Origin of the sequence: Slackia heliotrinireducens DSM 20476 (assembly GCF_000023885.1) — a bacterium.
Taxonomy (GTDB): domain Bacteria; phylum Actinomycetota; class Coriobacteriia; order Coriobacteriales; family Eggerthellaceae; genus Slackia; species Slackia heliotrinireducens.
This window is the reverse complement of sequence record NC_013165.1, coordinates 2,179,788-2,205,625: the sequence shown is the minus strand read 5'-3', so window position 1 is coordinate 2,205,625 and position 25,838 is coordinate 2,179,788. Positions and strand designations below refer to the sequence as shown.

The window sequence follows — 25,838 nt, the reverse complement described above, 5'->3', positions numbered from 1 at the left end:
TTTAACCATGAGGCATAACGTTAAGGGCCGCAAGCTGGGCACTGACTCCAGCCACACCAAGGCCATGAAGAAGTCCTTGGTCCGTGCTCTGTTCTTGAACGACCGCATCAAGACGATCGAGTCTCGTGCCAAGGAGATTCGTCCTGACGTCGACAAGATCATCACCTGGGCCAAGCGTGGCGACCTGCATTCTCGCCGTCTCGCCATCGCAGCCCTGGGCGACAAAGAACTCGTCCGCGAGGTGTTCGAGAAGGTTGCGCAGGGTCAGTTCCAGGATCGCAACGGCGGCTACACCCGCATCTACAAGCTGGGCCCCCGCAAGGGCGACAACGCTCCCATGGTCATCATGGAGCTGTGCACCGATCCGGTGAAGCCCAAGGCTGAGAAGGCTGCCCCCAAGGCTGAGCCCAAGAAGGTTGAAGCCGCTCCGGCTCCCGCAGAGGAAGTCGAAGAGGTGGCCGAGGCCGAAGAGGCTGTCGAGGCTGTGGCCGAAGAGGCTGAGGAGAAGGCCGAATAGGTCGTTTCCGCTCACGCTGAGTGTGAAAGGCGTCTGCTGCATGCAGGCGCCTTTTTCGTTGTGCGCCGAAGCGTATCAAGGCAACCGTTCGATGAACAAACACTTTCGGACTCATTTGGCCTTGCAGCCATGGTACGATAGCGTTGTTCAAATGGTTGACTGCCGAATGAAGGAGTGTGCAATGTCTGAAATCGGAAAGCTCATCAACGAGGCCATCGATAAAGCTCAGGAATTCGCCGGCGAGATGATCGAGGCCAACAACAAGATTATCGATCAGGTTCAAGAGGTGGCTCCCAAACTGGCAGACAGCGCCGCCGAAAAGACGAAGGAGATGATCACCCGCACGGCAGACGCCGTCCCAGGTGCCATCGATGGAGCCAAGGATGCCACCAAGGCCGCCGTGGATACCGCATCGAAGATCGGCAACACCATGGCGGATGCCACCAAGGATGTGGCCACCCATTCCGGTGAGGCCATGAAGGCCGCTGCTGAGAAGACGGCCGATGTTTTCAAGAACGCCGCTGAGGCCCGCAAGCAGGATGCGGCCGCCGTCGACGATGGCGATAACGGTATTGCTGTCGACGAGTAATTCACGGCTTTCGGGTTTGACGCCTGACTAAATGAAGATATCCTATCGGAGGCGCATGGCGCGCCTCCGTTTTATATTCAACTGCTGGTTTAAGGAATGCGATGGGTCGCTCCCGCATCGACATACGCGTTGCCATCCTGGTGGTGCTCCTCTATTCCGTCACGCTTTTCTGGATTGATGGCTGGGCGGGCATGGCGGCATGCGCAACGATGCTGGTCGCCTTCGCCATTGCGTTGCGCTGCGATGTTCGGCGTCTGCTTCTGGTAGGTATCCCCCTGTACGTCCTTCTCGCGTTCGTTGTGGTAGCGCACATCCCATCGGGCGTGGGGGAGGGTCTGTACTACGCCTGCCGGATACTCCTTTTGACAGCCGGTGCCATAGCCATGGCCTCAGCCTACGACAACAACGATTTCGCACGGGCCATCGCCTCCCTGCTTGCGCCCTTTCGCCACCTCCGCGTGCCCGTGGACGATTTCGCCATGGCCGCATCTATCGCCCTCCGGTTCATTCCCGTGAGCTACGATGAGCTGCAGCGCGTCGCCTCGGCTCAAAAGTCGCGCGCCTCCCGCCTTGATACGGGCGGGCTGGTGGTTCGTCTGAAGGCTTGGGCCAACGTGTTCATTCCCGTTATAGTCGGGTTGTTCCGCCGTGCCGAGGTTCTTGCAGGTGCCATGGACTCGCGTTGCTACGGGGCTGGGCCTCGCACGAGCCTGCAGGACCTGAGTTTGCGCCCTGTCGATGTTCTTTGCATTGCGTTTGCGGCGCTTTGTTGCTTCGCGGTTGGATACTTCCTCTGACTCCTGCTAGAATCATTCGCGTTGTATAACTTTTCAATGAGGAGGCTGCTTACATGAGCATCATCATCGATGTTTACGGTCGCGAGGTTCTGGACTCCCGTGGCAACCCCACGGTCGAGGTTGAAGTTGCGCTTGATGACGGCTGCACCGGCCGAGCCATCGTTCCCTCCGGTGCTTCCACCGGTGCTTTCGAGGCCGTGGAGCTTCGTGACGGAGACGCCGAGCGTTATCTGGGCAAGGGCGTCACCCAGGCGGTCGAGCACGTGAACAACGAGATCGCCGAAGCCATCATCGGTCTGGACGCCGATGACCAGCGCGGTCTGGACGAGGAAATGATCGACCTTGACGGCACCGATAACAAGGGCAAGCTGGGCGCCAACGCTATCCTGGGTGCTTCTCTGGCCGTGGCCCGCGCTGCCGCTGAATCCGCCGACCTGCCTCTGTACAAATACATTGGCGGCGTGAATGCCAACATGCTCCCCACGCCCATGATGAACATCCTGAACGGCGGCGTGCACGCCGACAACAATGTCGACTTCCAGGAGTTCATGATCATGCCCGTGGGCGCCGGCTCTTTCGCCGAAGGCCTGCGCTGGTGCGCCGAGATCTACCACACCCTGAAGAAGGTCCTGCATGAGGCCGGACTGGGCGGCGGCGTCGGCGACGAGGGCGGTTTCGCTCCCAACCTGAAGACCAACGAAGAGCCCTTCGTCTACATCACCGAGGCCTGCGAGAAGGCCGGCTACAAGCCTGGCGTTGACATCATGTACGCCATGGACCCGGCTTCCACCGAGTTCTACGATGCCGAGCGCGGCATGTACGTGCTGGCCGGCGAAGGCGTGGAATATACCTCCGAGCAGATGGTCGACTATTGGGCGAAGCTCGTCGAGAAGTGGCCCATCATCTCTATTGAAGACGGCATGGCCGAAGAGGACTGGGATGGTTGGAAGCTTCTGACCGATCGCATCGGAGACAAGGTCCAGCTGGTGGGCGACGACCTGTTCGTCACCAATCCCAAGCGCCTGAAGAAGGGCATCGAGCTGGGCGTTGCCAACGCCATTCTGGTGAAGGTCAACCAGATCGGCAGCCTGACTGAGTCCCTGGACGCCATCCAGATGGCCAAGCAGGCCGGCTATGCCTGCGTCATCAGCCATCGTTCCGGCGAAACCGAGGACACCACCATTGCCGACCTGTCCGTGGCTGTGAACGCCGGCCAGATCAAGACCGGCGCGCCTTGCCGTTCCGACCGCATCGCCAAGTACAACCAGCTGATGCGCATCGAGGACGAGCTGTACACCAGCAGCCAGTATGCCGGCTGGAATGCCTTCTACAACATTGACACCACGACCCGCGGCTAAGCGTCTGTGAGCTCATGGTATTCCTGAGAGGGGCGAGCGATCGCCCCTCTTTCATTTTGCTATGCGAGCGAAATGCATAAACATGCAATATATAGCGGTTAATAGTGCATAAAAGCTTCAATTCATACCAAATTCTAAAAGAATTATTGGGACAAAGGCTACAAATTGGAGTATCCTGAAACAGTTCGGTTTGAGCGCCGGTATGGCGCTCTGTGGGTCTATAGGTAGGAAGAAGGTTAGGTATCATGGCGAACGATCTTGTGGATCGCGAAGAGGGGATCAACGATCCTAACGGCCTAGGCATGGCTCATCTCGTCGCAGCGATCGTCACTGCGGTCGTCGGCGGCGGTGTTTTCTCAATGGTCGGAGACATGGCCATGGCCGGGGCCCATACGGGCGCCGTCCTTATCGCATGGCTTGTCTGCGGCGTTGGCGTTTTCTGTCTGATGATGTGCTTTTACGGCCTCAATCGGTATCGTCCGGAATTGACGGGCGGCATTTTCAGCTATGCTCGTGAAGGCTTCGGAAAGTTCGTTGGCTTCGTCTCGGTCTACAGTTACTGGGTCAGCGCATTTTTCGCAACCATCTCGTACACAACGCTGCTCTTTGCGGCCATCGGGTATTTCTTCCCGATCTTCGGCGCCGGCAACAACATCCCGTCCATGATCGGCGCATCCATCATCGTGTGGGTCTGCTGGTTTTTGGTCACGCGCGGCGTGAAAGAGGCGGCGTCTGTCAATGTCGTCACCACCATCGCCAAAATCGTCCCGATTTTCGTCGTGGTCGTCGCAATCATCTTCGCCTTCAAGTTCGATCCGGCCATCTTCGTGCAGAACTTCTGGGGCTCCGCCGACAGCGGTTCGGTGTATGAGCAGGTCATCAGTGTGATGAGCGTCACCGTCTGGGTGTTTCTCGGCATCGAGGGCGCCGTGGCCATCTCCGGTCGAGCCAAGCGCAGCCGCGATGTCGGTCGCGCCACTATTACGGCGTTTCTGTGCATCCTGGCTCTGTATCTGATGATCTCCGTCCTGTCCATGGGCGTCATGACGCAGGAGGAACTGGCCGAGCTGCCCAATCCAGCCCTCGCAGGCGTGCTTGAGGCCGTTGTCGGTCCTTGGGGCGCCACGCTCGTGAACTTCGGCGTCGGCCTGTCGTTGCTGGGCTCCATGCTCGGCTACACGTTGCTGTCCGCCGAGTGCCCGCGCGAGGCTGCCGACCAGGGTGTTTTCCCGACCCAGTTCGCACAGCGCAACGAAAAGAACGCACCGTTCTTCACGGTCACCCTGACCTGCGCCATCGTGCAGTTCTTCCTGATCGTCATTATTTTCTCTGAGAGGACCTATCAGTTCTTCTACGGCGTGTCGCTGTCGCTGATTCTCATTCCGTACTTCCTGAGCTCGCTGTTCTTCTTCATCTGCGCTGTCAAGAAGCTTGGCGGCATGTCCCACATCGCCCAGGGCAAGCTCACGTTCTACCGTGTCATCGGCTTCATCGGTTTCGTTTACAGTCTGTTCCTGATTTACGCCGGCGGCCTTTCGTACTTCATGATTACCACCATCCTGATTGCCCCCGGCATCATCCTGTATGCCATCGGCGAACGTCAGCGTGGCCTGCCCGTGCTGCCCAACTGGTACGACAAGGTTATTGCCGCAGGCATCGTCGTGCTGTTCTGCATCAGCGTGTACTGCATCGTCGCAGGCATCGTCGTGGTGTAGGGCCTTAATCGCTTCCAACACGTCCCAGGGCGTCCTCATTGGAGGGCGCCCTGTGCATTTTCAGGGCACCTGGCAGAAGGGTGCTTTCGGCGCCTTCGGAACACGGCACGATTTGTCGCTCGCATGATGATTTCAGTAAAATAGGCGGCAGGCGTGGTAAGAATCGGCGCTGGCTGTTAGGATGGCTATACTTTCAGCATTAAACGACCAACTGAAACACACTACAATGCGTGAGGGGCTTCAAACGGCATATGGCCAGCAATAAGGATAACAACGTCATCTCCTTCAACGAGGCGCGCGACGAGGCGGCAACGCGTCGGCGACCTTCTGCGGCCAATGCCCGCCGTGCGGTTTCGAAGAGCAGGGCCGCGGCAGACGAGCCCGTTGCTCGCCGGTCGGTCGCGTCCTCGGCGCGTGCGTCCAGGCGACGTGACGCCTCGTTGGCCCCGCTGGCCGACGGAAGGCGAGCGTATCCGTCGCGCGAGCCCCGCGCTGCGGTGGAAACCTACGAGCGCAGTGCAGAATCCCGTGCGGAAGCCCGCAAGCGCAACCGGTCGAAGGCCAAGGCCGACAAACAGTTCATGAGGCAGTTCGGAAGCTCCGAGGCGGATACGAACGCCGGCTCCAGGGCTGCGGTGTACACGGGTTCGATGGGCCGCGACCAACGCAGGGCGAACCGCGAGATGGAATCCGGCACGGCGGATGCCCCCGTGTTCTCGATCGACCGCATAACCTCCCTTGCAGGCGGCGCCACGCCCAAAATGGCCATCGTTGCCGCCGTCGTGCTCGTCGCGGCGTTCATCATGCTGTTCCTGTATCCTCCGGCGAAGGAGTATTACACTGCTTCGCGCGAGCAGGACCGACTCGAAGCCGTTGCTGCGGCTGAAGAGCAGCGTGTCGAGGCCATTCAGGACGACATCGACCGCCTGTCGACGGATGAGGGTATCATGGATATCGCGCGCGAGGAATACGGCTGGGTTCGCGAAGGTGAGCAGGCCGTCATCGTGGAAGGCCTCGACGACGATGACGAACCGGTTGACAGCGCCGTGCACACATCCATCGTCCCTTCAAGCGTGAAAACGCCCGATACGTGGTATTCCGGCTTTCTGGATGTCGTGTTCGGCTACGATGACGGTGTCGGCGCAGAAGAGGAGTCTGCAGACGATGCAGCTGCGGAAACCGAGGCCGAAGCCGAAGCCGAAGCCGAGACCGGGGCCGAAGCCGAGACCGGGGCCGAAGCCGAAGGGGCTTCTGAACAGCAACAGTAAAGGTGCGCGACTTCGAGCAAGGGATTGAACTTATGCGCGTTGCAGCAATTGACATCGGAACCGTTACCAGCCGTCTCTACATCGCCGACGTGACCTCTGAGGGCATCAGCCCCATCGTTCGTCGGAGCGTCATCACCAACTTGGGGTTGGGGGTCGACGCGACGGGCGTGCTCATGCAGGAATCCATCGACCGTACGGTGGCCCAGGTCGCCGAATACAAGCGCGAGATTGACGCGGTGGGCGGTGTGGACCGTCTGGTCGCCCTAGCCACCAGTGCAAGCCGCGACGCCGAGAACTCCGCGGATTTCGTCGGGAAGCTGGGTGAACTGGGCGTGACACTGACGGTCATCCCCGGTGAGCGTGAGGCCGCCTTGGCGTTCCTGGGTGCCGCTAACGAGTTTCGCGGCGAAGACGTCCTGGTGGTCGACAGCGGCGGAGGTTCCACCGAGGTTATCTTCGGCCGGGCTGAGGCGGAGGGCGGCCTCGTGCCCGAAACGCGCATCTATGCCCGTCACTCGTTCAACATCGGCTGCCGCCGCATAACCGAGAGGTTCCTGCATTCCGATCCGCCGTCTCCTGAAGAAATGGACGCGGCCCGTGCATGGGCCAAGGAGGGCATGGCGGACTTCTTCGCGCAGGGGCTGCCGTGCCAGCGCGTGATCGCCGTCGCCGGAACGGCCACATCGGTGGTGTCCGTGCGGGACGAAATGGTGCCTTACGATTCCTCCCGCGTGCACAAGGCCACGGTCACCAGGGCCGATTTGGACGACGTGGCATCCCGCCTGTGTGCACTGCCGTTGGAAGAGCGCAGGAAGATGCCCGGCCTGCAGCCCCAGCGTGCAGCCGTCATGCCTGCCGGGGTGGGGGTCCTGCAGGTCGTGATGGACCTGGCCGGCGTGGATTCCATGACCATCAGCGAAAGCGACCTGCTCCAGGGAATTGTTCTGGATGCGGCGCGCGCGTGATTCTGTCGTGTGGAAATACGCGAAACGGAGCATGGAGCTCTAAATTTGCTATGATATTCGGACGTTCGTTTTCGAACCGACGCTACGGGAGCGTGGCGGAATTGGCATACGCAGGGGACTTAAAATCCTCCGTCTTTGACTTGTGGGTTCGAGTCCCACCGCTCCTACCACTTTCAATTCGCTTGACGCCTTGGGCAGAAGAGGATGCTTACGAATGGTTGTTGAAAACCCCAACGCAGCGCTGCTGGAAGCGGAGCGCAGCAAACGTATGGCTGCAATCATGTCGGGAATTGCCAATCCGCCGAAGGACTTCGAAGAGTACCTCAATGTGTACGCGGACGCTGTGGGCGATTTGGTGAACACCTACATCCCCCAGGGCATGGTTGCAGATATGGATTGCTATCTGTACGACCCGTTGCTGGCGTACAGCAAAAACGGCGGCAAGCGCCACCGCCCGCTTATCTGCCTGGCAGCCTGCGCAGCCGTGGGCGGCGACGTCCGCAAGGCGTTGTCTTCGGCGGCGGCTATCGAGCACTTCCATACGGCGGCGCTCATCCACGACGACATCGCTGACGAGGCCACGCTTCGCCGCGGCGAGCCGTGCCTGCACCTCACCTACGGCATGGGGCTGGCCATTAACATGGGCGATTTGGGCTTGTCGCTGGTCAACGGCACCGTCATGAAAGATCCGGCCCTCGACGACCACACCAAGGTCCGCGTCGTGACCGAGCTCATTGAGATGACCCGTCGGACCATCGAGGGGCAGGCTATGGACATCGGTTGGGCCCGTGACGAGCGCTACGACATTTCGCCTGAGAACTACCTGATCATGGCCACACACAAAACCGCCCATTACTCCGGTGCCGTACCGTTGGCCATCGGCGCCATCGTCGGAGGGGCGACTGAAGGAGCAATCGAGGCGCTGCGCAATTACGGTCTGGACACCGGCCTTGCCTTCCAGATTCAGGACGACCTGCTCAACATCGAAGGCGACCCGAATGTGGTAGGGAAGGACTGGGGCAACGACATCACCGAAGGCAAGCGCACACTCATGGTGGTGCATGCCCTGCAGAATTCGACGCAGCGCGATCGGCTGGTGGAAATTCTCTCTTCGAAGACCACCGACCACGATGCACTGGTCGAGGCCGTATCCATCATGCGCGAATCCGGTTCGGTGGAATACGCGCGCAACTATGCGGAAAACCTCACGAGCATAGCGAAGAACCGACTGGTCGATATGCTTGAGCCGAGCACTGCACGCGATCTGCTGCTTTCCATGGCCGACTACTTCGTCAACCGTCTCAAATAACATCGTCCGCTTGGGCCGACACAGAACCGACACTGGAGCTAAGAACTATGGAAACGATTCAACGCCAAGACAGCGAAAGCCTGAAGTACTCTCTGGGCGAGCGCTTGCTATACCTGCGTACGCCGCATTTCCAGGGGCAGGACGTAGAGCAGCTGCAGACTGCCCTCGGAGCCCTGGGTTTCGCATGCGGCGGAGCGTCGGGCACCTTCGACGCGTATACGGAAGGCGCATTGCGCAAGTTCCAGCTGAACATGGGCCTCGAGCCCGACGGAATCGCCGGTCTCAAAACCTACGACACGCTGAAGCACCTGCATAAGGCCTGGATGGACAAGCCCACGTTGGGTTCGTCTTCCTACATCGGTTTCGCCCGTGCCGCCGACGTGCTGGAGCACAATGCGGTCTGCCTGTTCGGAACGGACGAGTACACACGCATGGTGGCTTCTTACCTTTCGAACCTGGCGCTGGCCACGAATCCGCGCTCCAAGATGCTCAGTGCGGACATCCTGCTGGTTCCGCCGGATTCTTCCATGCTTCTGACGCAGATCGTGCAGCCTACCACGGCCACCGAAGGCATGCCCCGCGTGTCCGATGACGATCCGTCTTCATACGCCATTCGTCTTGAAGCTGCCATAGGTTCGGCGAAATCTCAGGTGGACGGTTCCGCCCCTGCGCGCATTGCCGTTGAGGTTGCGTATCCGCCCGCTGATGGCTCCGAGGACAATCTGAACCAAGCTGCCCATCATGAAGCGATTCGTTTGCTCGACGCATTCTGCATCGCTTTGTCCCAAGGGTAGCAAAGGCTCCGAACGTTGCACAATAACACCTGATGAACGCGCTACTGTAAGCGCGAAGATACAGTGCTCCCCATGCTCTGATGTAGTGGAATTATGCAGAAACAGCGACCTTTTGAGGAAAGTGTTTGTTGATACCGTGCATTGGTTTGAGCAAGGGGAAGAGGTTTGTTACCCTTGAGAACCGTACGGCGCAATTATGCGCCACATGACCATAAGGAGATTGTTGTGACGATTACGAAAACACAGTTTTCCAGACGGGCATTTCTTGGCGGTGCAGCTGCATTTGGCGTCGCTTTGGCGTCCCCGCTGCCTGCTTTGGCTGACGAAGAGCGCACCTCTGCCGACGTTCAGGCCGAGGCCGACGCTGTCCGTGTTAAGCTCGACGACATGATGACGAAGCTGGAAGAAGCTTCCGACGCCTATTACGAGGCTATGGTCGAGCATGATGACGCTGTGGCCGCCATGGACGAGGCCCAGGTGCGCATCGATGAGAACAATGCTGAAATCGCTGACCTGCAGGAGCGCTTGGGTGGCCGCGCCCGCGACATGTATCGCAACGGCCGCACGACGATTCTGGATGTCATCCTCGGTTCCAACACGTTTGACGACTTCCTGAAGAACTGGGACGCCCTCGACGCCATGAACCAGCAGGACGCCGACTTGGTCGCCCAGACCAAGGTTCTGCGCGAGGACAACGAGACGCAAAAGGCCGAGTACGAAGCTCAGGCCGAGATTGCCCAGGAAAAGATGGACGAAGCTCAGGCTATCGAGGCCGAGGCCCAGGAGCTGGTTACCCAGTACGAGGCCGAAGTCAACGCTCTCGATGCCGAGGTTGCCGAGCTGGTAGAGAAGGAGCGCCAGGCCGCGGCTGAAGCCGAGGCCAAGCGCCAGGCTGAAGAGCTCGCCAAGAAGCAGGCTGAAGAAGCTGCCGCAGCGGCAGCTGCCGCAGCCGCTGCCCCTTCGAACAACGGCGGTGGATCCGAGGCGCCCGCCAATAACGAAGCCCCCGCGGACACCGACAGCGATACGGGCGGCGAGACTTACGACGACTCTTCGAGTGACGATTATTCCGAGGATACGGGCGATGGCTACGAGGAAGACACTTCTTCCAGCTACAGCTCCGGCGGATCGGCAAACTACGGTGCGGTCGCCTTGGCCGAAGGCCAGCTGGGCGTGCCCTACATCTGGGGCGCTTCCGAGCCCGGTGTCGGCTTCGACTGCTCCGGCCTGACCAGCTACTGCTACGGCTACAGCATTCCGCACTCCTCCAGCGCTCAGTACGGCTGCGCGAACTACATTCTGCCTCTGTCTCAGGCAGAGCCCGGTGACGTTCTGTACACTGGCGGCCACGTGGGCATCTGCGCCTCTTCGGGCGGCGGATCCTACATCCACGCCGAGGCACCCGGCAGCTGCGTCAAGTACGGCAGCTACAGCCTGTTCTACTGCGCACTTCGCTGGTAGTACGATGGTTTTAAGAAAGCCCGCTTCGGCGGGCTTTCTTTTTTTTTCTGCACGACAAAAGCCTGCGATTGCAGAAACCGAAGTTCAACACTTGTATGAAGAACCGATAATATAAAATCGGAAATATATATCGCGAGATGCTTTGATAAAGAGTATAAACCCATATGACTCTTACCCGTTGACAATGGGTTGAGTTTTATTATCATGATGATCATATAAAATCTACGGCCTTCTGCCAGGCCGTAGGCATCTGCTTTATATGCCCTAAGGGGCACGTCTGCGCTTGCGTATCGTGCCCTGCTGTTTATTCTGCCTAACCAATATATATGCGAGTCGACCCTGAACGTGGGTCTTGGTTTGCTGCGGTTTTCATCGGATTGCGGAGGTAGCTTTGTGATTGAAATCAAGAACCTTAAGAAGGTGTGGGACGACGGGACCGTCACCCTTAAGGACATCAACATCACCATCGGCGACGGCGACGTGTACGCCCTCGTCGGCCGAAGCGGTGCCGGCAAGTCAACGCTGCTCCGCTGCATCAACGGCCTAACCTCCTATCAGGAGGGCAGCATCAAGGTGGACGGCCGCGAGGTCAAGGACATGAGCCCCAAAGAGCTCCGCGAGCTCCGCCGTCATGCAGGCATGATCTTCCAGCAGTTCTCGCTTCTGGAGCGCGCGACGGTCTACGACAATGTTGCCTTGCCCATGAAGTGCTGGAAGTATCCGAAGGAGGAGCAGCACGCGAAGGTGATGGAGCTGCTCGAGCTCGTTGGCCTGGCGGACAAGAAGGACGCCAAGCCCCGCAACCTCTCCGGCGGACAGAAGCAGCGCGTCGCCATCGCCCGCGCCCTCACCATGGAGACCAAGTATCTCCTGTGCGACGAGGCCACCTCGGCGCTCGACCCCAAGACCACCAACTCTATCCTGGATCTGCTGCTCGAGATCAACAGGAAGACGGGCATCACCATCATCATCGTGACGCACCAGATGGAGGTCGTGCGCAAGGCCTGCCAGCGCGCCTGCATCCTGGAGCACGGCGTCATCACGGCGGAGGGCCCCGTGGAGGACATCTTCTTCGACCGCCCCGACTCGCTGCTGCGGCTTTTGGGCGACGAGCGCCAGACCCTGCCGAGCGACGGGCACAACCTGCGCATCTCCCATCTGGTGCAGACTCCCGAAGACGGCAAGCTGCTGAACCAGATGGCGTTCGACCTGGGCTACGTGTTCCCGATCCTCGACGGCCAGATCCTGGATTACCGCGGACAGAACGTGGGCATGTTCACCATCAATGTGGATGACGAACATATGCCAGCGGTCAGTCAGTATTTGAACGCGCGCGATCTCGAATGGCATGAGATAGAGATACATGATGAAGCGTCCGAAATCATCGACGGAAGGGAAGGCGAATAACCCATGTCTCTTGCGAATTTCACCTTCTACGACATCGTAACGATCCTTGTGATCCCGGCTTTTGCCGCAACTGTGCGCATGGTGTTCATCTCGGGCATTCTGGCTACGATTTTCGGCTTCATCATCGGCGTCGTGCTTGTCGTCACCGAGAAGGGCGGCCTGTGCGAGAACGTCGTGGTCAACCGCATCCTCGACGTCATCGTGAACATCGTCCGCTCGTTCCCGTTCATCATCCTCATCGTGTCCATCATCCCGCTGACACGACTGATTGTAGGATCGTCGATCGGCGAGGCCGCTGCCATCGTGCCGCTGACCATCGCGGCGTCGCCCTTCATCGGGCGCATCATCCAGAACGCATTGAAAGAGGTGGACCCGGCCCTCATCGAGGCCGCCCAGTCCTTCGGCGCGTCCCGCCTGCAGATCATCGTGTCCGTCATGCTCAAGGAGTCGGTGCCGGCCATCGTGTCGGGCCTGATCCTGGCCATCATCAACCTGCTCGGCTGCACCGCCATGGCGGGCGCTGTGGGTGCGGGCGGCCTGGGCGCCATTGCCCTGACCTACGGCTACCAGAACTTCAACGACCAGGTCATGTACACCATCTGCGTGGTGCTCATCATCCTGGTCGCCTTCATCCAGTACTTCGGCGAATGGATCTACCGCAGGCTGAAGTAACTCTATCGGTGAAACCGGGGCAAAGGATCCCGTTCATGCCCTTCCTAGTGGGGAAGGGGGCACAAGGTCTCTCATGGGCAAGCGAGGGACAAGCAACGAAAGGAAGTACCATCATGGACATTTCTCGCAGGAAGTTCGTCGGCCTCAGCTTTGCCGCCGCTGGCTCTGTGGCCATGGGCAGCTTTATGACAGGCTGCGGCTCAGCGGGTGGCGAAGCTGCCGCCGAAAAGACTGACGTCGTTATCGGCCTGCGCTCCGACGGCATCGACCAGTACCTGGTCGTGGAGGACGAGATCAAGGCTACCGGCCTGAATCCCTCCTATGTTCTGTTCGACGACTCCGTCCAGCCCGACGTGGCTCTGGCCGAAGGCAGCATCGACTGCAACTGGTACCAGCATGAGCCCTACATGCAGTCTTACAACGCCGAGAACGGCACGGAATTCGTGATGATCCAGCCCAAGACTGCAGCGCCTCTGTTCGCCATGTACTCTTCCACCCATAAATCGGTCGATGAGATTCCCGACGGCGCAACCTTCGGCATGTGCAACGACACCACGAACCAGGACCGCGGCCTGCATCTTTTGGAGTCCCTGGGTCTGATTTCCCTGCCCGCCGATGTCGAAGTTCCCAGCATCTATGACATCACCGATGACTTGAACCCCCGCGGCTTCAAGTTCATCGAGGCCGAGATGCAGGTGCTTCCCCAGTCCATGGCTGACGTCGACGCCATCTGCCTGGCTGCTGCGCACATCGTGAATGCCGGCATGGACGCTTCCTCCTATATCGCAGCCTCCGATGACGCCGAGACCTATGCTGTGGGCTTCGTCGTTCGTCCAGAGGATGCAGATGCCGAGTGGGCCAAAACGCTGGCCGAGGCCGTTCAGTGCGACGACTTGGCCACCTACTTCGCCGAGGAGAAGCAGGGCACCATGGTGCCCATGTGGCAGTAAAAACACGGAAGGCCTGCCCTTTACGAGCAGGATAACCTGATGAAAGAACAAGGCGTGCCCTTGGGGTGAATCCCGAAGGGCACGCTTGGGTGTATGCAGAAACAGAAGCGTAGGTAGAAGATGCTTGAGCTCATCCAGATGGAAATGACGCCGAAAGAGCGCCTGGCGGCGTATGCCCGCGGCGAAGAGGTGGACCGCATTCCAACGACATTGAGCGCGGGGGAGACCGGTTGTTTGCATCTGTTGGGCATACCCATCTGCGACTACTATTTCTCGGCCGATATCATGGTGCGGATCGAGTCGTTTTTGGCCGACAGTACAGGTGCGGATAACCTTGGCATGGGCCTGGGGCTTCGTACGGTGCCGGAGGCGCTCGGCTGCAAGCTGGCATATCCTGAAACCAGCGTTTCGTATGTGGAAGAGCCGGCTCTTAAGTCTTTGGACGAGGTAGAGGGGCGGCCCCACGTCGACGTGCGCAAGGACGGTCGGCTTCCCATTATTATCGAGGCGTTCCAGCGCCTGCAAGACAAGTACGGCGATGTGCGTACCATGGGAAGCGGCCTGGCCGGTCCCTTCACTACGGCGGCAACGCTTTACGGCGTGGAGCGGTTCCTGAAGGCCACCCGCAAAGACCCGGAAGGCGTGCATCGTCTGATGCAGTACGCCACCGACTGCGTGGTGGAATGCTGCCGCGATTTGCATGAGATTCTCGGCATCGGATTCTCGCTTTCGGAACCCGTGGCGTCCAAAGACTTGGTGTCGAAACGGCAGTTCAACGAGTTTTTCGTGCCTTACCTGCGCCAATGCGTCGAACGTATGAGCGAATTCCAGAACGTGCCCTCGCTGCATATCTGTGGGCATACGAACGACCGCTGGAGCGAGGTTGTGGAATGCGGCATCAGCGGTTTCTGGGTAGACAACTGCGAAAGCCTGTGCGACCTGAAGAACGCCCACGGAAGCAGTATCGGCATTTCCGGCAACGTTGCGCCGGTTGATGTCCTTCGCAACGGAACGCAGGAGGCTATCGCCGCATCAGTTCGCGATTGCATCGAGCAGGCGGCAGACAACCCGCGGGGTTTCACCCTGTGCCCGGGTTGCACGACGCCTGTGGGAACCTCTTTGGATAACATGATTGCGTTCATGAATGCTGCGGCAACCTATGGGCGGGGTGCACGAAAGGGGTGCATGCCGCAAGGATTGCAAAGCGCATGAAAAGGGCCCACAGAACCGAATTGATTCAACCCGTTGGTCTGCGCGGGGGCTCTTCGTATTATAATGAAGGCCGTCAATCGCCAACGCCGCCCATTCTGCTTGCGGGCGGTGGCTCTGTGGCTGCATTCTGCACAGGCGGCCGCAAGGTTGGCGCTATTCGCAAAACATCTTTCTGCATATGACTTCGATGCGTCGAGAGCCTTGGCTTTTCGGCGCTGTTTGCCGATTAGGGGGCCTGCGTCCCGCGCGTGGCGGAACGCATCTGCTCGGTAAACGCACTATACGGAACGAGGAGCCGATATGGATCGTGCAGAGCTCGAGAAGCTGTTCTACGATTACAAAGATGAAATGACCCAAGGGGAACGCGCTGCGGCGTATGCTTCCGGCGAGGAGGCGGATTACATCCCGTTCTCCATCCAGAGTAACGAAGAGGCCATGGCCGACCTGTTCGGATACACTACCGCTCAGTGGCGTAACGACCCCAAAGTGCACATCGACGTCATCAAACGTCGGCGCGACGAGTTCGGCATCGTGGGTCTGGCCGCGGGCCAGCGCTTGCGCACGGTCGGCCAGGCGGTCGGAACGAAGATGTTCTTCCCCGAGGTGGGCATCGACCGAGTCGAGACGCATGCGATACAGACGCTTGCCGACCTCGACAAGGTTCTGTCCGTCGATCCGTACACAAGCCCGGTATATCAGGCCATACTCGAGCGCGGACGCATCCTTAAGGACGAGTTCCCCGAGATGGGCATCGGAACGTCTGTCGCGGGTCCCTTCACGGTGGCTTCGACCATCATGCCTATCGAGCGCCTGCTGCGCGACACACGCAAGCATCCGCAGGCGGTGCGCGACCTGCTGGATTTCGCGGTGTACCATTCCGTGGCATGGGCGGAGATGTTCGCCAAGGAGTTCGGCGGCGGCCCATGCACCATCTGCGACCCGGTAAGCTGCGCCGACATCCTCAGCCGCAAGCAGTATCTCGAATTCTCGATGCCCGCGCAGGAGAAGCTCATCGAGGGTCTGACCAAGGCGTTGGGCCGCAAACCCGGCTTGCACATTTGCGGCAAGACCAACCCCTTGTGGGACGACATGGCCAACTTGAAGGTTGCGAGCTTCAGCGTCGACAACCGCGAGAGCCTCGCTGAAGCCAAGGACCGCATGGGTGACAAGTTCGCGCTGGTCGGCAATGTGCCTCCCGTGGACGTCATGCTGAAGGGCTCCATTGATGACGTTATCGAGTCGTGCAAGAAATGCATTCGCCAAGGTGCCGAAAGCCCGCTTGGCTACAACCTCGGAACCGGCTGCCAGGTGCCCATCGGAACCCCGCGTGAAAACTTCATGGCGTTCATCTACGCGGCCCGCACCTACGGACGCGGCGCCCGCAAGGGATGCATGCCCAAGGGAATGGAAGGCCAGTTGTAGGGCCTTGCCATATGTATGCAGAACGACCGCCTGAAGAGCGGGCGGTGTAGAGACAGAACGTGACAAGTACGATTACAGGAGGCTATGGTGGCCGCAAGCAAAGAAGAGCTGATTCAGAAAATGTACGACTGCGTCGTCGAGATGGAGGACGAAGAGGTCGTCGATGTGTGCAACGAATACCTGGAAGCCGGCTACGATGCCTACGATGGCATCATGGAAGGCCTGGTCGCAGGTATGAACAGGGCTAGTGAGCTGTACGACGAGGAGGAATACTTCGTTACCGACGTGCTGCTGTGCTCGGACGCGCTGTATGCGGGCCTCGACGTCCTGCGTCCGCACCTGAAGTCTGAAGAGGCTGACGGTCAGCGCAAGAAGGTGGTCATCGGCGTGGTCGAAGGCGACACACATGACATCGGCAAGAACCTGGTCAAGATCATGCTGGAAACCGCTGGCTTCGAAATCTACGACCTGGGCCGCGACGTTCCGCTGGACGATTTCGTCACCAAGGCCAAGGAGGTCGACGCCGACATTATTGCCATGTCCACCCTCATGACGACCACCATGGGCGGCATGGGTGAGGTCGTGAAGAAACTGGAAGAGGCCGGCATCCGCGACAAGGTGAAGGTCATGGTCGGCGGAAGCCCCGTTTCCCGCAGGTTCGCAGACGAAATCGGTGCGGAAGGATACTCCCGCAACGCCGTCGAGGCCGTCAAGATGGCCAAGGAACTGGTCGGCATGGCCTAGTGCCGTGCGTACGATCGGGCTTTGGTCTGATCGACATCCATAATCGCTATTGAGCCGCCGGGGCGTGCTGAAGGGCACGTTCCGGCGGTTTGCTGTCCGATGCGGGTGTTCGTCTAGCTTGTCAGGCGGATTGGAAAGAACCGGAAAACCCGCTGCCGAACGCCCTTCATCGGGGTGTTTTCGCTTCAGGGGAGGCGAATGGCGGGCGCAGCGCCTACGTCTCATGCGGGCGAGTTGGCATTTCTCCTTCGAGTTTGGTATGCTTACTAGAACTCCGTTTTGGGGTTGACAAGTGAATACGAAGGGGCTTCGTTTATGAACACTCTAAACGCACCATTGACGAGACGAGCCTTCTTCGGAGGAGCAGCTGCATTCGGTGTGGCCATCACGCTTCCGAAGGATGCATTTGCGGTAACGTCTGCTGACCTGCAGGCCCAGGCAGATGCCGCTCGGGAAAAACTCAATACCATGATGATCGAACTCGGCCAGGCTTCGGACGCGTACAACCAGGCGCTCGAAGACTATGACGCCGCTGTCGCAGGCATGGATGAGACCCAGCAGAAAATCGACGACAACAACGCCAGGATTGCCGACCTGCAACGCCGGTTGGCCCAGCGCGCCCATGACATGTACACGTCCGACCGCACGACGTTTTTGGACATCGTGCTAGGTTCGGCCACGTATGACGAGTTCATAAAGAACTGGGATGCACTGAACTCCATGAACCAGCAGGACGCGAATCTGGTCATCGAGACGAAGTCGCTTCGAGTCGAGAACGAGATTCAGAAGGAAACGTACCAGCACCACGCCGACGAGGCGGAGGTGGCGCTTACTGAGGCCGATGAGGCTCGCGAGCACGCCGAGTCGCTGGTCGTGCAATACCAGGCCGAGGTCAACGCTCTTGACGCCGAGGTGGCGGAGCTTATCGCGCAGGAACAGGCCGCCGCTGCCGCAGCCGCCGCAGCGGCAGCCGACATGGTCGACGAGACCGACATGCCGGCAGCGGGGGAGGAACAGCCTGCAGAAGCCCCTGAAGAGGGGGACGGCGGGTCGGATGCGTCCGTTGACGAAGGGTCCGAATCCGACGGAGGATCCTCAGCCGAGGAGGACACGTCCAGCGGCTCTTCGGGATCGAGTGGTGCGTCTTCGTCCGGAGGCTCAAGCTCCAGCTCCGGCTCCGGTTCCGGCTCAAGTTCAAGCTCGAGTTCCAGCTCAAGTTCCAGGTCGAGTTCGTCTTCGTCAAGTTCATCGGGCAGCTCGTCAGGCTCGTCGGGATCTTCGGGCTCTTCCAGCTCTTCCGGAAGCAATGTCACCACACCATCATATTCGGGCGGATCGGGCGGCGCGAACAACTACGGATCGGCCATTTTGGCCGTTGCCCAAAGCCAGCTTGGTGTTGATTATGTGTTCGGCGCCAGCGAGCCTGGCGTGGGTTTCGACTGCTCCGGCCTTACCAGCTACTGCTGGTCGGTGGGCGCCGGCATCTGGATCGGACGCACGTCCGCATCCCAGTATGCCAATGCCCAATGGGTGGGGTTGCCAAGCCAAGCCCAGACAGGAGACGTGCTTTGGACCAGCGGACATGTCGGAATCGCCGCCAACAGGGGAGGTTCGAGCTACATCCATGCGCCGGTGCCGGGCGATGTCGTGTCCTACAGCAGCACGGCGTCGTGGAACCCGTGGGTTGCGGCATTAAGATGGTATTAATTTGGAGCCGAATCATTTTCTTGCCCTCTGAAGCATTTGTGTTAACATATCCATCGCTGTTTGCGAGCATGTCGGGACGTGGCTCAGTTTGGTAGAGCGCTGCGTTCGGGACGCAGAGGCCGCAGGTTCAAATCCTGTCGTCCCGACCATCTTTTCTCGCACGGCTATGTCTAAGGAATCTCGCGTACCGAGATACCAGCAGATTATGGAGGATTGAATGAAGATTTTTGGTTTGGGTGTTCCTGAGCTTCTCATCATCTTGGCCGTTGCTCTGCTTATCTTCGGTCCCAAGAACCTTCCGAAGCTTGGTAACGCACTTGGCCGTACGGTCAAGAATCTGCGTGAAGGCATCAGCGGCGGAGCCGAAAAGGAAGCCACTGAGGATGAGGTTGAAGCAGAGGTTGAAGAGAAGCCGGTTCGCAAAAAGAAGAAGGCTGCCGCTTCCACGTCCTCGGCCGACACTGAGGAGTAGCGGTTACTTGTACAGATTAGACATGCCGATACTTCTCGGCATGTCTTTTTTATTGGAAGCACGCGTGCACTGCCCGCGTGCCGTTTTTGCATAGAGGAGTTTTCAAATGGCCAATGATTACGTTTTGACCCCCGAAGGCAAGGAGAAGCTCGAGGCGGAGCTTCTCTACCTCGAGAACGAGAAGCGTGCTGAGGTTGGAGAGCGCATTAAGATCGCCCGCGAGTTCGGTGACATTTCCGAGAACTCCGAGTACGACGATGCCAAAAACGAGCAGGGCATGCTCGAGGTCCGCATCGCTCAGATCAACGATATCTTGGCCAACGCCACGGTTGTGGAGGCGCCCAAGCGCTCCAACCGCGTAACCGTCGGCAGCACCGTCACCGTGGACATGGGCGGACGCGAGCGCGTCTTCACCATCGTCGGTGGCGCCGAGGCAAATGCCGCCGAGGGCAAGATCTCCAACGACAGCCCCGTCGGCTCCGTTCTGCTGGGCAGCAAGAAGGGCGATCAGCTCACCACCGAAGGCCCCACTGGCCGCAAGATTGAAATCACGGTGCTCAACATCGAGCATTAATCGATGCGCACCCGTTTGCTGTTTGAAAAGAGACACGCGTAATGACTGAAGAAAACATCCAGCCCGAAGCAATCGAGGACGATCCCATCGAGGTTCGCCTCAACAAGCGTCAGGCGCTTATCGACGCAGGGAAGAACCCCTACGGTTCTCGCTTTGACTACACGCATCACGTGGCCGAACTGGAAGAGAAGTACGCAGATCTGGAAGACGGGGCAGTCACCGAAGACGTGGTAAAGGTGGCCGGCCGCATCATGGCCATCCGCAATCAGGGCAAGATTGCCTTCGTCGTCGTGCGTGACGCCACGGCAGACATCCAGCTGTTCTGCCGCATCAACGTGTTGGGCGAAGAGGCCTACGAAGAGGTCAAGAACCTCGATGTGGGCGATTGGGTCGGTGCCGAAGGCACCGTCATCCGCACGCGTCGCGGCCAGCTATCTGTGTCGCCTACCGAGGTGCGTCTGCTCTCCAAGAGCATCCGTCCGCTGCCTGAGAAATTCCACGGCCTGGCGGATAAGGAAACCCGCTACCGCCAGCGTTATGTCGACCTGGTCATGAACCCCGACGTGCGCGAGACCTTCGAGAAGCGCTTCAAGATTCTGGCGGCCATTCGCCGTTATATGGAAGGCCAGGGCTTCTATGCTGTGGAAACCCCCATGCTGCATTCCATCATGGGCGGTGCCAACGCCAAGCCCTTCGTGACCCACCACAACGCCCTTGACATCGACTTCTACCTGCGCATCGCCACGGAGCTTCCGCTGAAGCGCCTGCTGGTGGGCGGTTTCGAGCGCGTCTACGAGATGGGCCGCATCTTCCGCAACGAAGGCATGGACCCGTACCACAACCCCGAGTTCACCACCATCGAGGCGTATCAGGCCTATTCCGACCTGGACGGCATGAAAGAGCTTACCCAAGGCATGATTCAGTTTGCCGCGCAGGAGGCATGCGGTACGCTGCAGATCGAATACCAGGGTCAGGCTGTCGACCTCTCCGGTGAATGGGAGAGCCGCACCATGTGTGACCTGGCCACCGAATATGCCGGGGAGGAAGTCAGCTTCGATCGCACCCGTGAGGAGCTGGCCGCCATCGCTGAACGCGGCGGGGCCCATGTGGAAGACGCCTGGGGCAAGGGCAAGATCATTTCCGAGATCTTCGAAGCCTACGTCGAGGACCATCTGATCCAGCCCATCTTCGTCACAGAGCATCCGCTGGAAATCTCCCCGTTGGCCAGCAAGCTGCCTGACAACCCCGAGCTGACCGCCCGCTTCGAGCTGTTCATCTGCGGACATGAGTACGCCAATGCGTTCACCGAGCTCAACGACCCGGTGGACCAGCGCGAACGTTTCGCCGCCCAGATGCAGGCCAAGGTCCAGGGTGACGAGGAGGCCATGGGCTACGACGAGGACTACATCCGAGCGCTTGAATACGGCATGCCGCCGGCAGGCGGCGTGGGATTGGGCATTGACCGATTGGTCATGTTGCTCACGGATTCCGCGACCATCCGCGACGTCCTGTTGTTCCCGCATATGCGCCCCGAGGCATAGGGGAACCACTCTCATAGAAACGCATCCTGTGCGGCGGCAGCGCTTTCGGGCCTGTCGCCGCGCGGTGTATCCGCGGCCGAATCCCGTCAAATCCTCGCATAAGAAAACTTTAGTGCCAGATTAATAGATTATTTGAACTATAAGCACATAGAAGTTCTCAGAAACGTAACAGATGGGGGTTGCCGCAGGTATGCAGCCGCGAATGCATTACTATGCGAAACGTAAAAAACCATACCCGGATTGCGACCGGGTCCAATCGGAAGGAATCGATTATGCCATTGGAGAAATTCACTGAGAGGGCACGCCACGTCCTCGCTTTGGCACAGGAGGAGGCTCGCAGCTTCGACACGCCTTGCGTGGGCAGCGAATACCTCATCCTGGGTCTTGCGAAGGAGACCGAAGGCATGGCTTCTCAGGCGTTGTCGCAGGTGGGGGTGACTTACGACAAGGCCCGCGACGTGGTTGCCGAGATGAAGAAAGGCGAAGCGTCCGATCAGTCTGCCGACCAGGCGGAAAGCGGTACCACGCACCTCTATTTCTCTCCTCGTGTGAAGCGCATTCTTGAGCAGGCGCTGCGCGAAGCGCTGCAGATGGGGCAGGGCCTCATTTCCACCGAGCACCTTTTGCTCGGCGTTATCCGCGAAGGCGAGGGCGGTGCCGTCGACGTGCTTAAGCGCATGGACGTCAACCTCGATGACCTGCGAGCGGCGCTCAACGATCTGGTGGGTAAGCCATCGCCTGTGGCTTCGGGCATGCCGTTCTTCGGCACGGGTGAGTCGGCCAACGAATCCAGCATGTTGGACGAATTCGGCACCGACCTGACCGCCAAAGCCAAGAAGGGCCTGCTCGACCCGGTCATCGGTCGTTCTGCCGAGATCGAGCGCGTTTTGCAGGTGCTGTCGCGCCGCCAGAAGAACAACCCGCTGCTCATCGGCGAGCCCGGCGTAGGCAAGACCGCAGTGGTCGAAGGCCTTGCCGAACTTGTGGTTGCCGGCCAGGTGCCTGACATCATCGCCGACAAGCGCATCATCACGCTGGACGTGTCCGCTCTGGTTGCGGGCTCCAAATACCGCGGCGAGTTCGAGGAGCGCCTGAAGAAGGTCATCAAAGAGGTCATCAAGTCCAAGGACGTCATCCTGTTCATCGACGAGATGCACACCATCATCGGCGCTGGTTCTGCAGAGGGCTCCATCGACGCTGCCGCTATTTTGAAGCCGCCGCTGTCCCGCGGCGAGATTCAGGTCATCGGCGCAACCACTATCGAGGAGTACCGCAAGCACCTCGAGAAGGATTCCGCGCTGGAGCGTCGTTTCCAGACCGTCATGGTCAACGAGCCCACCGAGGAGCAGACCATCCGCATTCTCGAGGGTCTGCGCGACCGGTACGAGGCACACCACCACGTCCACTTCACGGATGAGGCGCTGCACGCTGCCGTCACCATGTCCATGCGCTATGTCCAGGACCGCTTCCTGCCCGATAAGGCCATCGACGTGCTGGACGAGGCCGGCGCCCGCGCGCGCATTCGCAACCGCACGCTGCCTGACGAGGTCCGCGAGCTCGACGACGAAATCCGCAAGGTCCGCAACGACCGCGAGTCCGCCGTCAGCAAGCAGGAGTACGAGGAGGCTGCACGCCTGCGCGACAAGGAGAAGGAGCTTCAGGAGAAGCGCGAAGAGGTCATGAAGAAGGCCGCTGAAGAGGCCGACCGTACCATCACCGAGGTGGGCGAGAAGGATATCGCCGATATCATCAGCATGTCCACGGGCGTTCCTGTCAGCAACCTGACCGAGGCCGAAACCTCCAAGCTGCTGCGTATGGAAGAAGTGCTTCACGAGCGCATCATCGGTCAGGACGAGGCCGTCACGGCCCTGTCCAAGGCCATCCGCCGCAGCCGTAGCGGACTTAAGGACCCCCGCCGTCCCGCCGGATCGTTCATCTTCCTGGGCCCCTCGGGCGTGGGCAAGACCGAACTGTCCAAGGCGCTGGCCGAGTTCCTGTTCAACTCCGAAGAGGCGCTCGTGTCCTTCGACATGTCGGAATACATGGAGAAGCACTCCGTCAGCCGTCTGGTGGGTTCGCCTCCGGGCTACGTGGGCTTCGACGAGGGCGGCCAGCTTACCAAGGCTGTGCGTCAGCGCCCGTACTCGGTGCTGCTGTTCGACGAAATCGAGAAGGCGCATCCGGACGTGTTCAACATCCTGCTGCAGATTCTCGAAGAGGGTCGCTTGACGGACTCCCAGGGTCGTTCTGTGGACTTCCGCAACACAATCGTCATCATGACGTCCAACGTGGGTGCCCGCGACATCGCCCAGACCGCGCCTTTGGGATTCGCTCCCGAATCGCAGAAGGGCCTGTCCGACAAGGAAATCAACAGCCGAGTCATGTCCGAGCTGAAGAAGCTGTTCCGTCCTGAGTTCCTCAACCGTCTGGACGAGATCATCGTCTTCAAGAGCCTGACGCCCGAGCAGATTCTGCAGATTGTCGACCTCATGGTGGCCGACCTGCGCGACCGCCTGATCGAGCAGGATATGACCATCAACCTGACGCCTGCGGCGTCCAAGTTCATCGCCGACGAAGGCACCGACGTGGCCATGGGCGCCCGTCCGCTGCGTCGCGCCATCCAGCGCTTGCTGGAGGACCCGATTTCGGAGCAGATTCTGGACGGCACCTGGAAGGCCGGTTCGGTCATCGACGTTGACGTGAAGGACGACGAGCTGGTGTTCACCGCCGGCGAAGGCGTCATTCCCGAGAAGCGCAAGCGCGACAGCATCGCCCGCGAAGCGGATTCGTTGCTGCCGGAATTCGACTTGTCGCATGCCGGTGTTGCGCCTAAGGGCGGCTCCGGCGACGGAGCGGGCGCTGCGGACTAACGCATTCGTTCGAATCCGCAAAGACGTACTTTCTCTAAACGCGTCGGCCAAATCGGCCGGCGCGTTGTCGTATATGGGTATAATGCATTCGTGCACGAACCATTCACGCAAGGAGAACGACGTGTCCGACAGGCGAGAAATCATCGATTATTCCATCGACCCGGTGTTCGCACCGTCAGCTTTGATCATGCCACAGGAGGAAGACGGCCCTCTCGATACCGAAAAGGCCTTCGTTTCGCCATTGGCCCATATGGGCAAGGTGAGCCGCAAGCCGCATGTGGCCGCCATCATCCTCGCGGGCGGCTACGGGCACCGCTTCGGCCGTGACACTGGCAAGCAGTTGGTGAAGATTGTCGGCTGCCCCATGCTGTCCTGGTCCATTGCGGCGTTCGACGCCGTGGACGATGTGGGGCTGATCGTCGTGGTCTGCCCCGAAGACCGTATGCAGGAATACTGGGCCCAGGCTGTCGACCCATACTCGTTCGCCACGCCTATCGCCATGGCAGTGGCAGGCGACACCCGTCAGGAAAGCGCCTTCAACGGCCTTGAGGCCACGCCCAGCGAGTACGAGTTCGTAGCGTTGCATGACGGCGCCCGGCCGCTTATCGCGCCGGAGCTCATCAGCCATACCATCAACATGCTCAAGGGCACCATCGATGCCGAAGGCGCCATCGTGGCCACGCCGGCCATCGACACCCTCAAGGTGGTTTCCAGCGATAATGTCATCGTGGGCACGCCCGACCGCAAGGCCTTCTGGAACGCCCAGACGCCGCAGGTGTTCCGCTCAAACATCTACCGCCGCGCCCACGCCTCGGCACTGCGCGACGGGTTTATCGGCACCGACGACTCGGCGCTTATCGAACGCTTGGGCGGCAAGGTTCTGGTGGTGAAGGGCACTCGTGACAACATCAAACTGACCGTGCCCGAGGACTATGCCGTGCTGTCCGCCGTCGTGGAGAAGAGCAGCCGGTCGAAGCATGAGGGGGAATAGGCCATGGAGTTCAATCCTGCAGCGATACGCATCGGTTTGGGATTCGACGTCCATGCGTTGGCGGAAGGCCGCAAACTGATCATCGGCGGCGTGGATATTCCTTACGAACGCGGCCTTGACGGTCATTCCGACGCCGACGTGCTGGCCCATGCCATTGCGGATGCCGTGCTGGGAGCCGCCCGTGCCGGCGACATCGGCAAGCTGTTTCCCGACAACGACCCCGCTTTCAAGGGCGCCGACTCCATGGTGCTTCTTGCCCGTGCTGCCGAGGTCGTCCGCGAGATGGGCTTCGAGATTCTGGACGTGGACAGTGTGATTTCGGCACAGGCGCCGAAACTTTCCCCTTACCGCGAGCAGATGCGCGCGAATCTCGCCGATGCCATGGGCATTCCGGTGGACAATGTAGGCGTGAAGGCCACCACAACGGAACACCTGGGGTTCGAGGGCCGTGGCGAGGGCATGTCTGCCCAGGCCGTGGCGCTGCTCGTGCGAAAATAACGCTC

23 protein-coding genes and 2 tRNA genes are annotated in these 25,838 nt (G+C 59.7%); all 25 read left to right on the top strand.

All coding sequences use genetic code 11. The annotated features are described in order from the left end of the window. Positions 1-7 precede the first annotated feature (7 nt). The 25 genes from rplQ to ispF all read left to right on the top strand — a co-directional run bounded on the left by rplQ (position 8) and on the right by ispF (position 25,833). The gene (gene rplQ / locus SHEL_RS09655; protein WP_012799086.1) at positions 8-517 is read left to right on the top strand and encodes a 50S ribosomal protein L17; all 510 of its coding nucleotides are present in this window, start codon (positions 8-10) and stop codon (positions 515-517) included. Positions 518-698: 181 nt separating this feature from the next. After that, positions 699-1,106: a hypothetical protein gene (locus SHEL_RS09650; protein WP_012799085.1), complete on the top strand. Its 408-nt coding sequence runs from the start codon at positions 699-701 to the stop codon at positions 1,104-1,106. 101 nt (positions 1,107-1,207) lie between these two features. Then, the gene (locus tag SHEL_RS09645; protein WP_012799084.1) at positions 1,208-1,903 is read left to right on the top strand and encodes an energy-coupling factor transporter transmembrane component T family protein; all 696 of its coding nucleotides are present in this window, start codon (positions 1,208-1,210) and stop codon (positions 1,901-1,903) included. 53 nt (positions 1,904-1,956) lie between these two features. Further along, on the top strand, positions 1,957-3,261 hold the full coding sequence (gene eno, locus SHEL_RS09640; protein ID WP_012799083.1) for a phosphopyruvate hydratase: 1,305 nt from the start codon (positions 1,957-1,959) through the stop codon (positions 3,259-3,261). A 245-nt stretch (positions 3,262-3,506) separates the two neighbouring features. After that, a complete protein-coding gene (locus SHEL_RS09635; protein ID WP_012799082.1) occupies positions 3,507-4,976 on the top strand; it encodes a basic amino acid/polyamine antiporter in 1,470 nt (489 codons plus the stop codon). Positions 4,977-5,227: 251 nt separating this feature from the next. After that, the gene (locus SHEL_RS09630) at positions 5,228-6,244 is read left to right on the top strand and encodes an FtsB family cell division protein (protein WP_012799081.1); all 1,017 of its coding nucleotides are present in this window, start codon (positions 5,228-5,230) and stop codon (positions 6,242-6,244) included. A gap of 32 nt (positions 6,245-6,276) precedes the next feature. Further along, positions 6,277-7,209 carry a Ppx/GppA phosphatase family protein gene (locus tag SHEL_RS09625; protein WP_012799080.1) on the top strand — a complete coding sequence of 311 codons (933 nt, stop codon included), beginning with the start codon at positions 6,277-6,279 and terminating at the stop codon, positions 7,207-7,209. An 86-nt stretch (positions 7,210-7,295) separates the two neighbouring features. Next, a tRNA-Leu gene (locus SHEL_RS09620) sits at positions 7,296-7,379 on the top strand. A 98-nt stretch (positions 7,380-7,477) separates the two neighbouring features. Further along, entirely contained in the window at positions 7,478-8,518 is a 1,041-nt protein-coding gene (locus tag SHEL_RS09615; RefSeq protein ID WP_126513895.1) for a polyprenyl synthetase family protein, read from the top strand. Positions 8,519-8,565: 47 nt separating this feature from the next. Beyond that, positions 8,566-9,312, top strand: coding sequence for a peptidoglycan-binding domain-containing protein (locus tag SHEL_RS09610; protein ID WP_012799078.1), 747 nt, complete (start codon positions 8,566-8,568; stop codon positions 9,310-9,312). 225 nt (positions 9,313-9,537) lie between these two features. Next, positions 9,538-10,773: a coiled-coil domain-containing protein gene (locus tag SHEL_RS09605; RefSeq protein ID WP_012799077.1), complete on the top strand. Its 1,236-nt coding sequence runs from the start codon at positions 9,538-9,540 to the stop codon at positions 10,771-10,773. Positions 10,774-11,166: 393 nt separating this feature from the next. Further along, the gene (locus tag SHEL_RS09600) at positions 11,167-12,180 is read left to right on the top strand and encodes a methionine ABC transporter ATP-binding protein (RefSeq protein ID WP_012799076.1); all 1,014 of its coding nucleotides are present in this window, start codon (positions 11,167-11,169) and stop codon (positions 12,178-12,180) included. A gap of 3 nt (positions 12,181-12,183) precedes the next feature. Then, a complete protein-coding gene (locus SHEL_RS09595) occupies positions 12,184-12,852 on the top strand; it encodes a methionine ABC transporter permease (RefSeq protein WP_012799075.1) in 669 nt (222 codons plus the stop codon). Between the two features lie 113 nt (positions 12,853-12,965). Further along, on the top strand, positions 12,966-13,802 hold the full coding sequence (locus SHEL_RS09590) for a MetQ/NlpA family ABC transporter substrate-binding protein (protein WP_012799074.1): 837 nt from the start codon (positions 12,966-12,968) through the stop codon (positions 13,800-13,802). A 120-nt stretch (positions 13,803-13,922) separates the two neighbouring features. Next, a complete protein-coding gene (locus SHEL_RS09585) occupies positions 13,923-15,014 on the top strand; it encodes a uroporphyrinogen decarboxylase family protein (protein WP_012799073.1) in 1,092 nt (363 codons plus the stop codon). A gap of 300 nt (positions 15,015-15,314) precedes the next feature. After that, a complete protein-coding gene (locus tag SHEL_RS09580; protein ID WP_012799072.1) occupies positions 15,315-16,436 on the top strand; it encodes a uroporphyrinogen decarboxylase family protein in 1,122 nt (373 codons plus the stop codon). Between the two features lie 84 nt (positions 16,437-16,520). Continuing rightward, a complete protein-coding gene (locus tag SHEL_RS09575) occupies positions 16,521-17,180 on the top strand; it encodes a corrinoid protein (protein ID WP_012799071.1) in 660 nt (219 codons plus the stop codon). Positions 17,181-17,495: 315 nt separating this feature from the next. After that, the gene (locus SHEL_RS09570) at positions 17,496-18,887 is read left to right on the top strand and encodes a C40 family peptidase (protein WP_041422549.1); all 1,392 of its coding nucleotides are present in this window, start codon (positions 17,496-17,498) and stop codon (positions 18,885-18,887) included. Positions 18,888-18,959: 72 nt separating this feature from the next. Further along, positions 18,960-19,036, top strand: a tRNA-Pro gene (locus SHEL_RS09565). Positions 19,037-19,104: 68 nt separating this feature from the next. Next, positions 19,105-19,359, top strand: coding sequence for a twin-arginine translocase TatA/TatE family subunit (gene tatA / locus SHEL_RS09560; RefSeq protein ID WP_012799069.1), 255 nt, complete (start codon positions 19,105-19,107; stop codon positions 19,357-19,359). Between the two features lie 106 nt (positions 19,360-19,465). After that, entirely contained in the window at positions 19,466-19,933 is a 468-nt protein-coding gene (gene greA, locus SHEL_RS09555) for a transcription elongation factor GreA (protein WP_012799068.1), read from the top strand. Positions 19,934-19,974: 41 nt separating this feature from the next. Further along, positions 19,975-21,474 carry a lysine--tRNA ligase gene (gene lysS, locus SHEL_RS09550; RefSeq protein ID WP_012799067.1) on the top strand — a complete coding sequence of 500 codons (1,500 nt, stop codon included), beginning with the start codon at positions 19,975-19,977 and terminating at the stop codon, positions 21,472-21,474. 272 nt (positions 21,475-21,746) lie between these two features. Beyond that, the gene (locus SHEL_RS09545) at positions 21,747-24,344 is read left to right on the top strand and encodes an ATP-dependent Clp protease ATP-binding subunit (protein WP_012799066.1); all 2,598 of its coding nucleotides are present in this window, start codon (positions 21,747-21,749) and stop codon (positions 24,342-24,344) included. A 121-nt stretch (positions 24,345-24,465) separates the two neighbouring features. After that, entirely contained in the window at positions 24,466-25,335 is an 870-nt protein-coding gene (gene ispD / locus SHEL_RS09540) for a 2-C-methyl-D-erythritol 4-phosphate cytidylyltransferase (RefSeq protein ID WP_012799065.1), read from the top strand. A 3-nt stretch (positions 25,336-25,338) separates the two neighbouring features. Then, a complete protein-coding gene (ispF, locus tag SHEL_RS09535; protein WP_012799064.1) occupies positions 25,339-25,833 on the top strand; it encodes a 2-C-methyl-D-erythritol 2,4-cyclodiphosphate synthase in 495 nt (164 codons plus the stop codon). Positions 25,834-25,838: the final 5 nt, after the last annotated feature.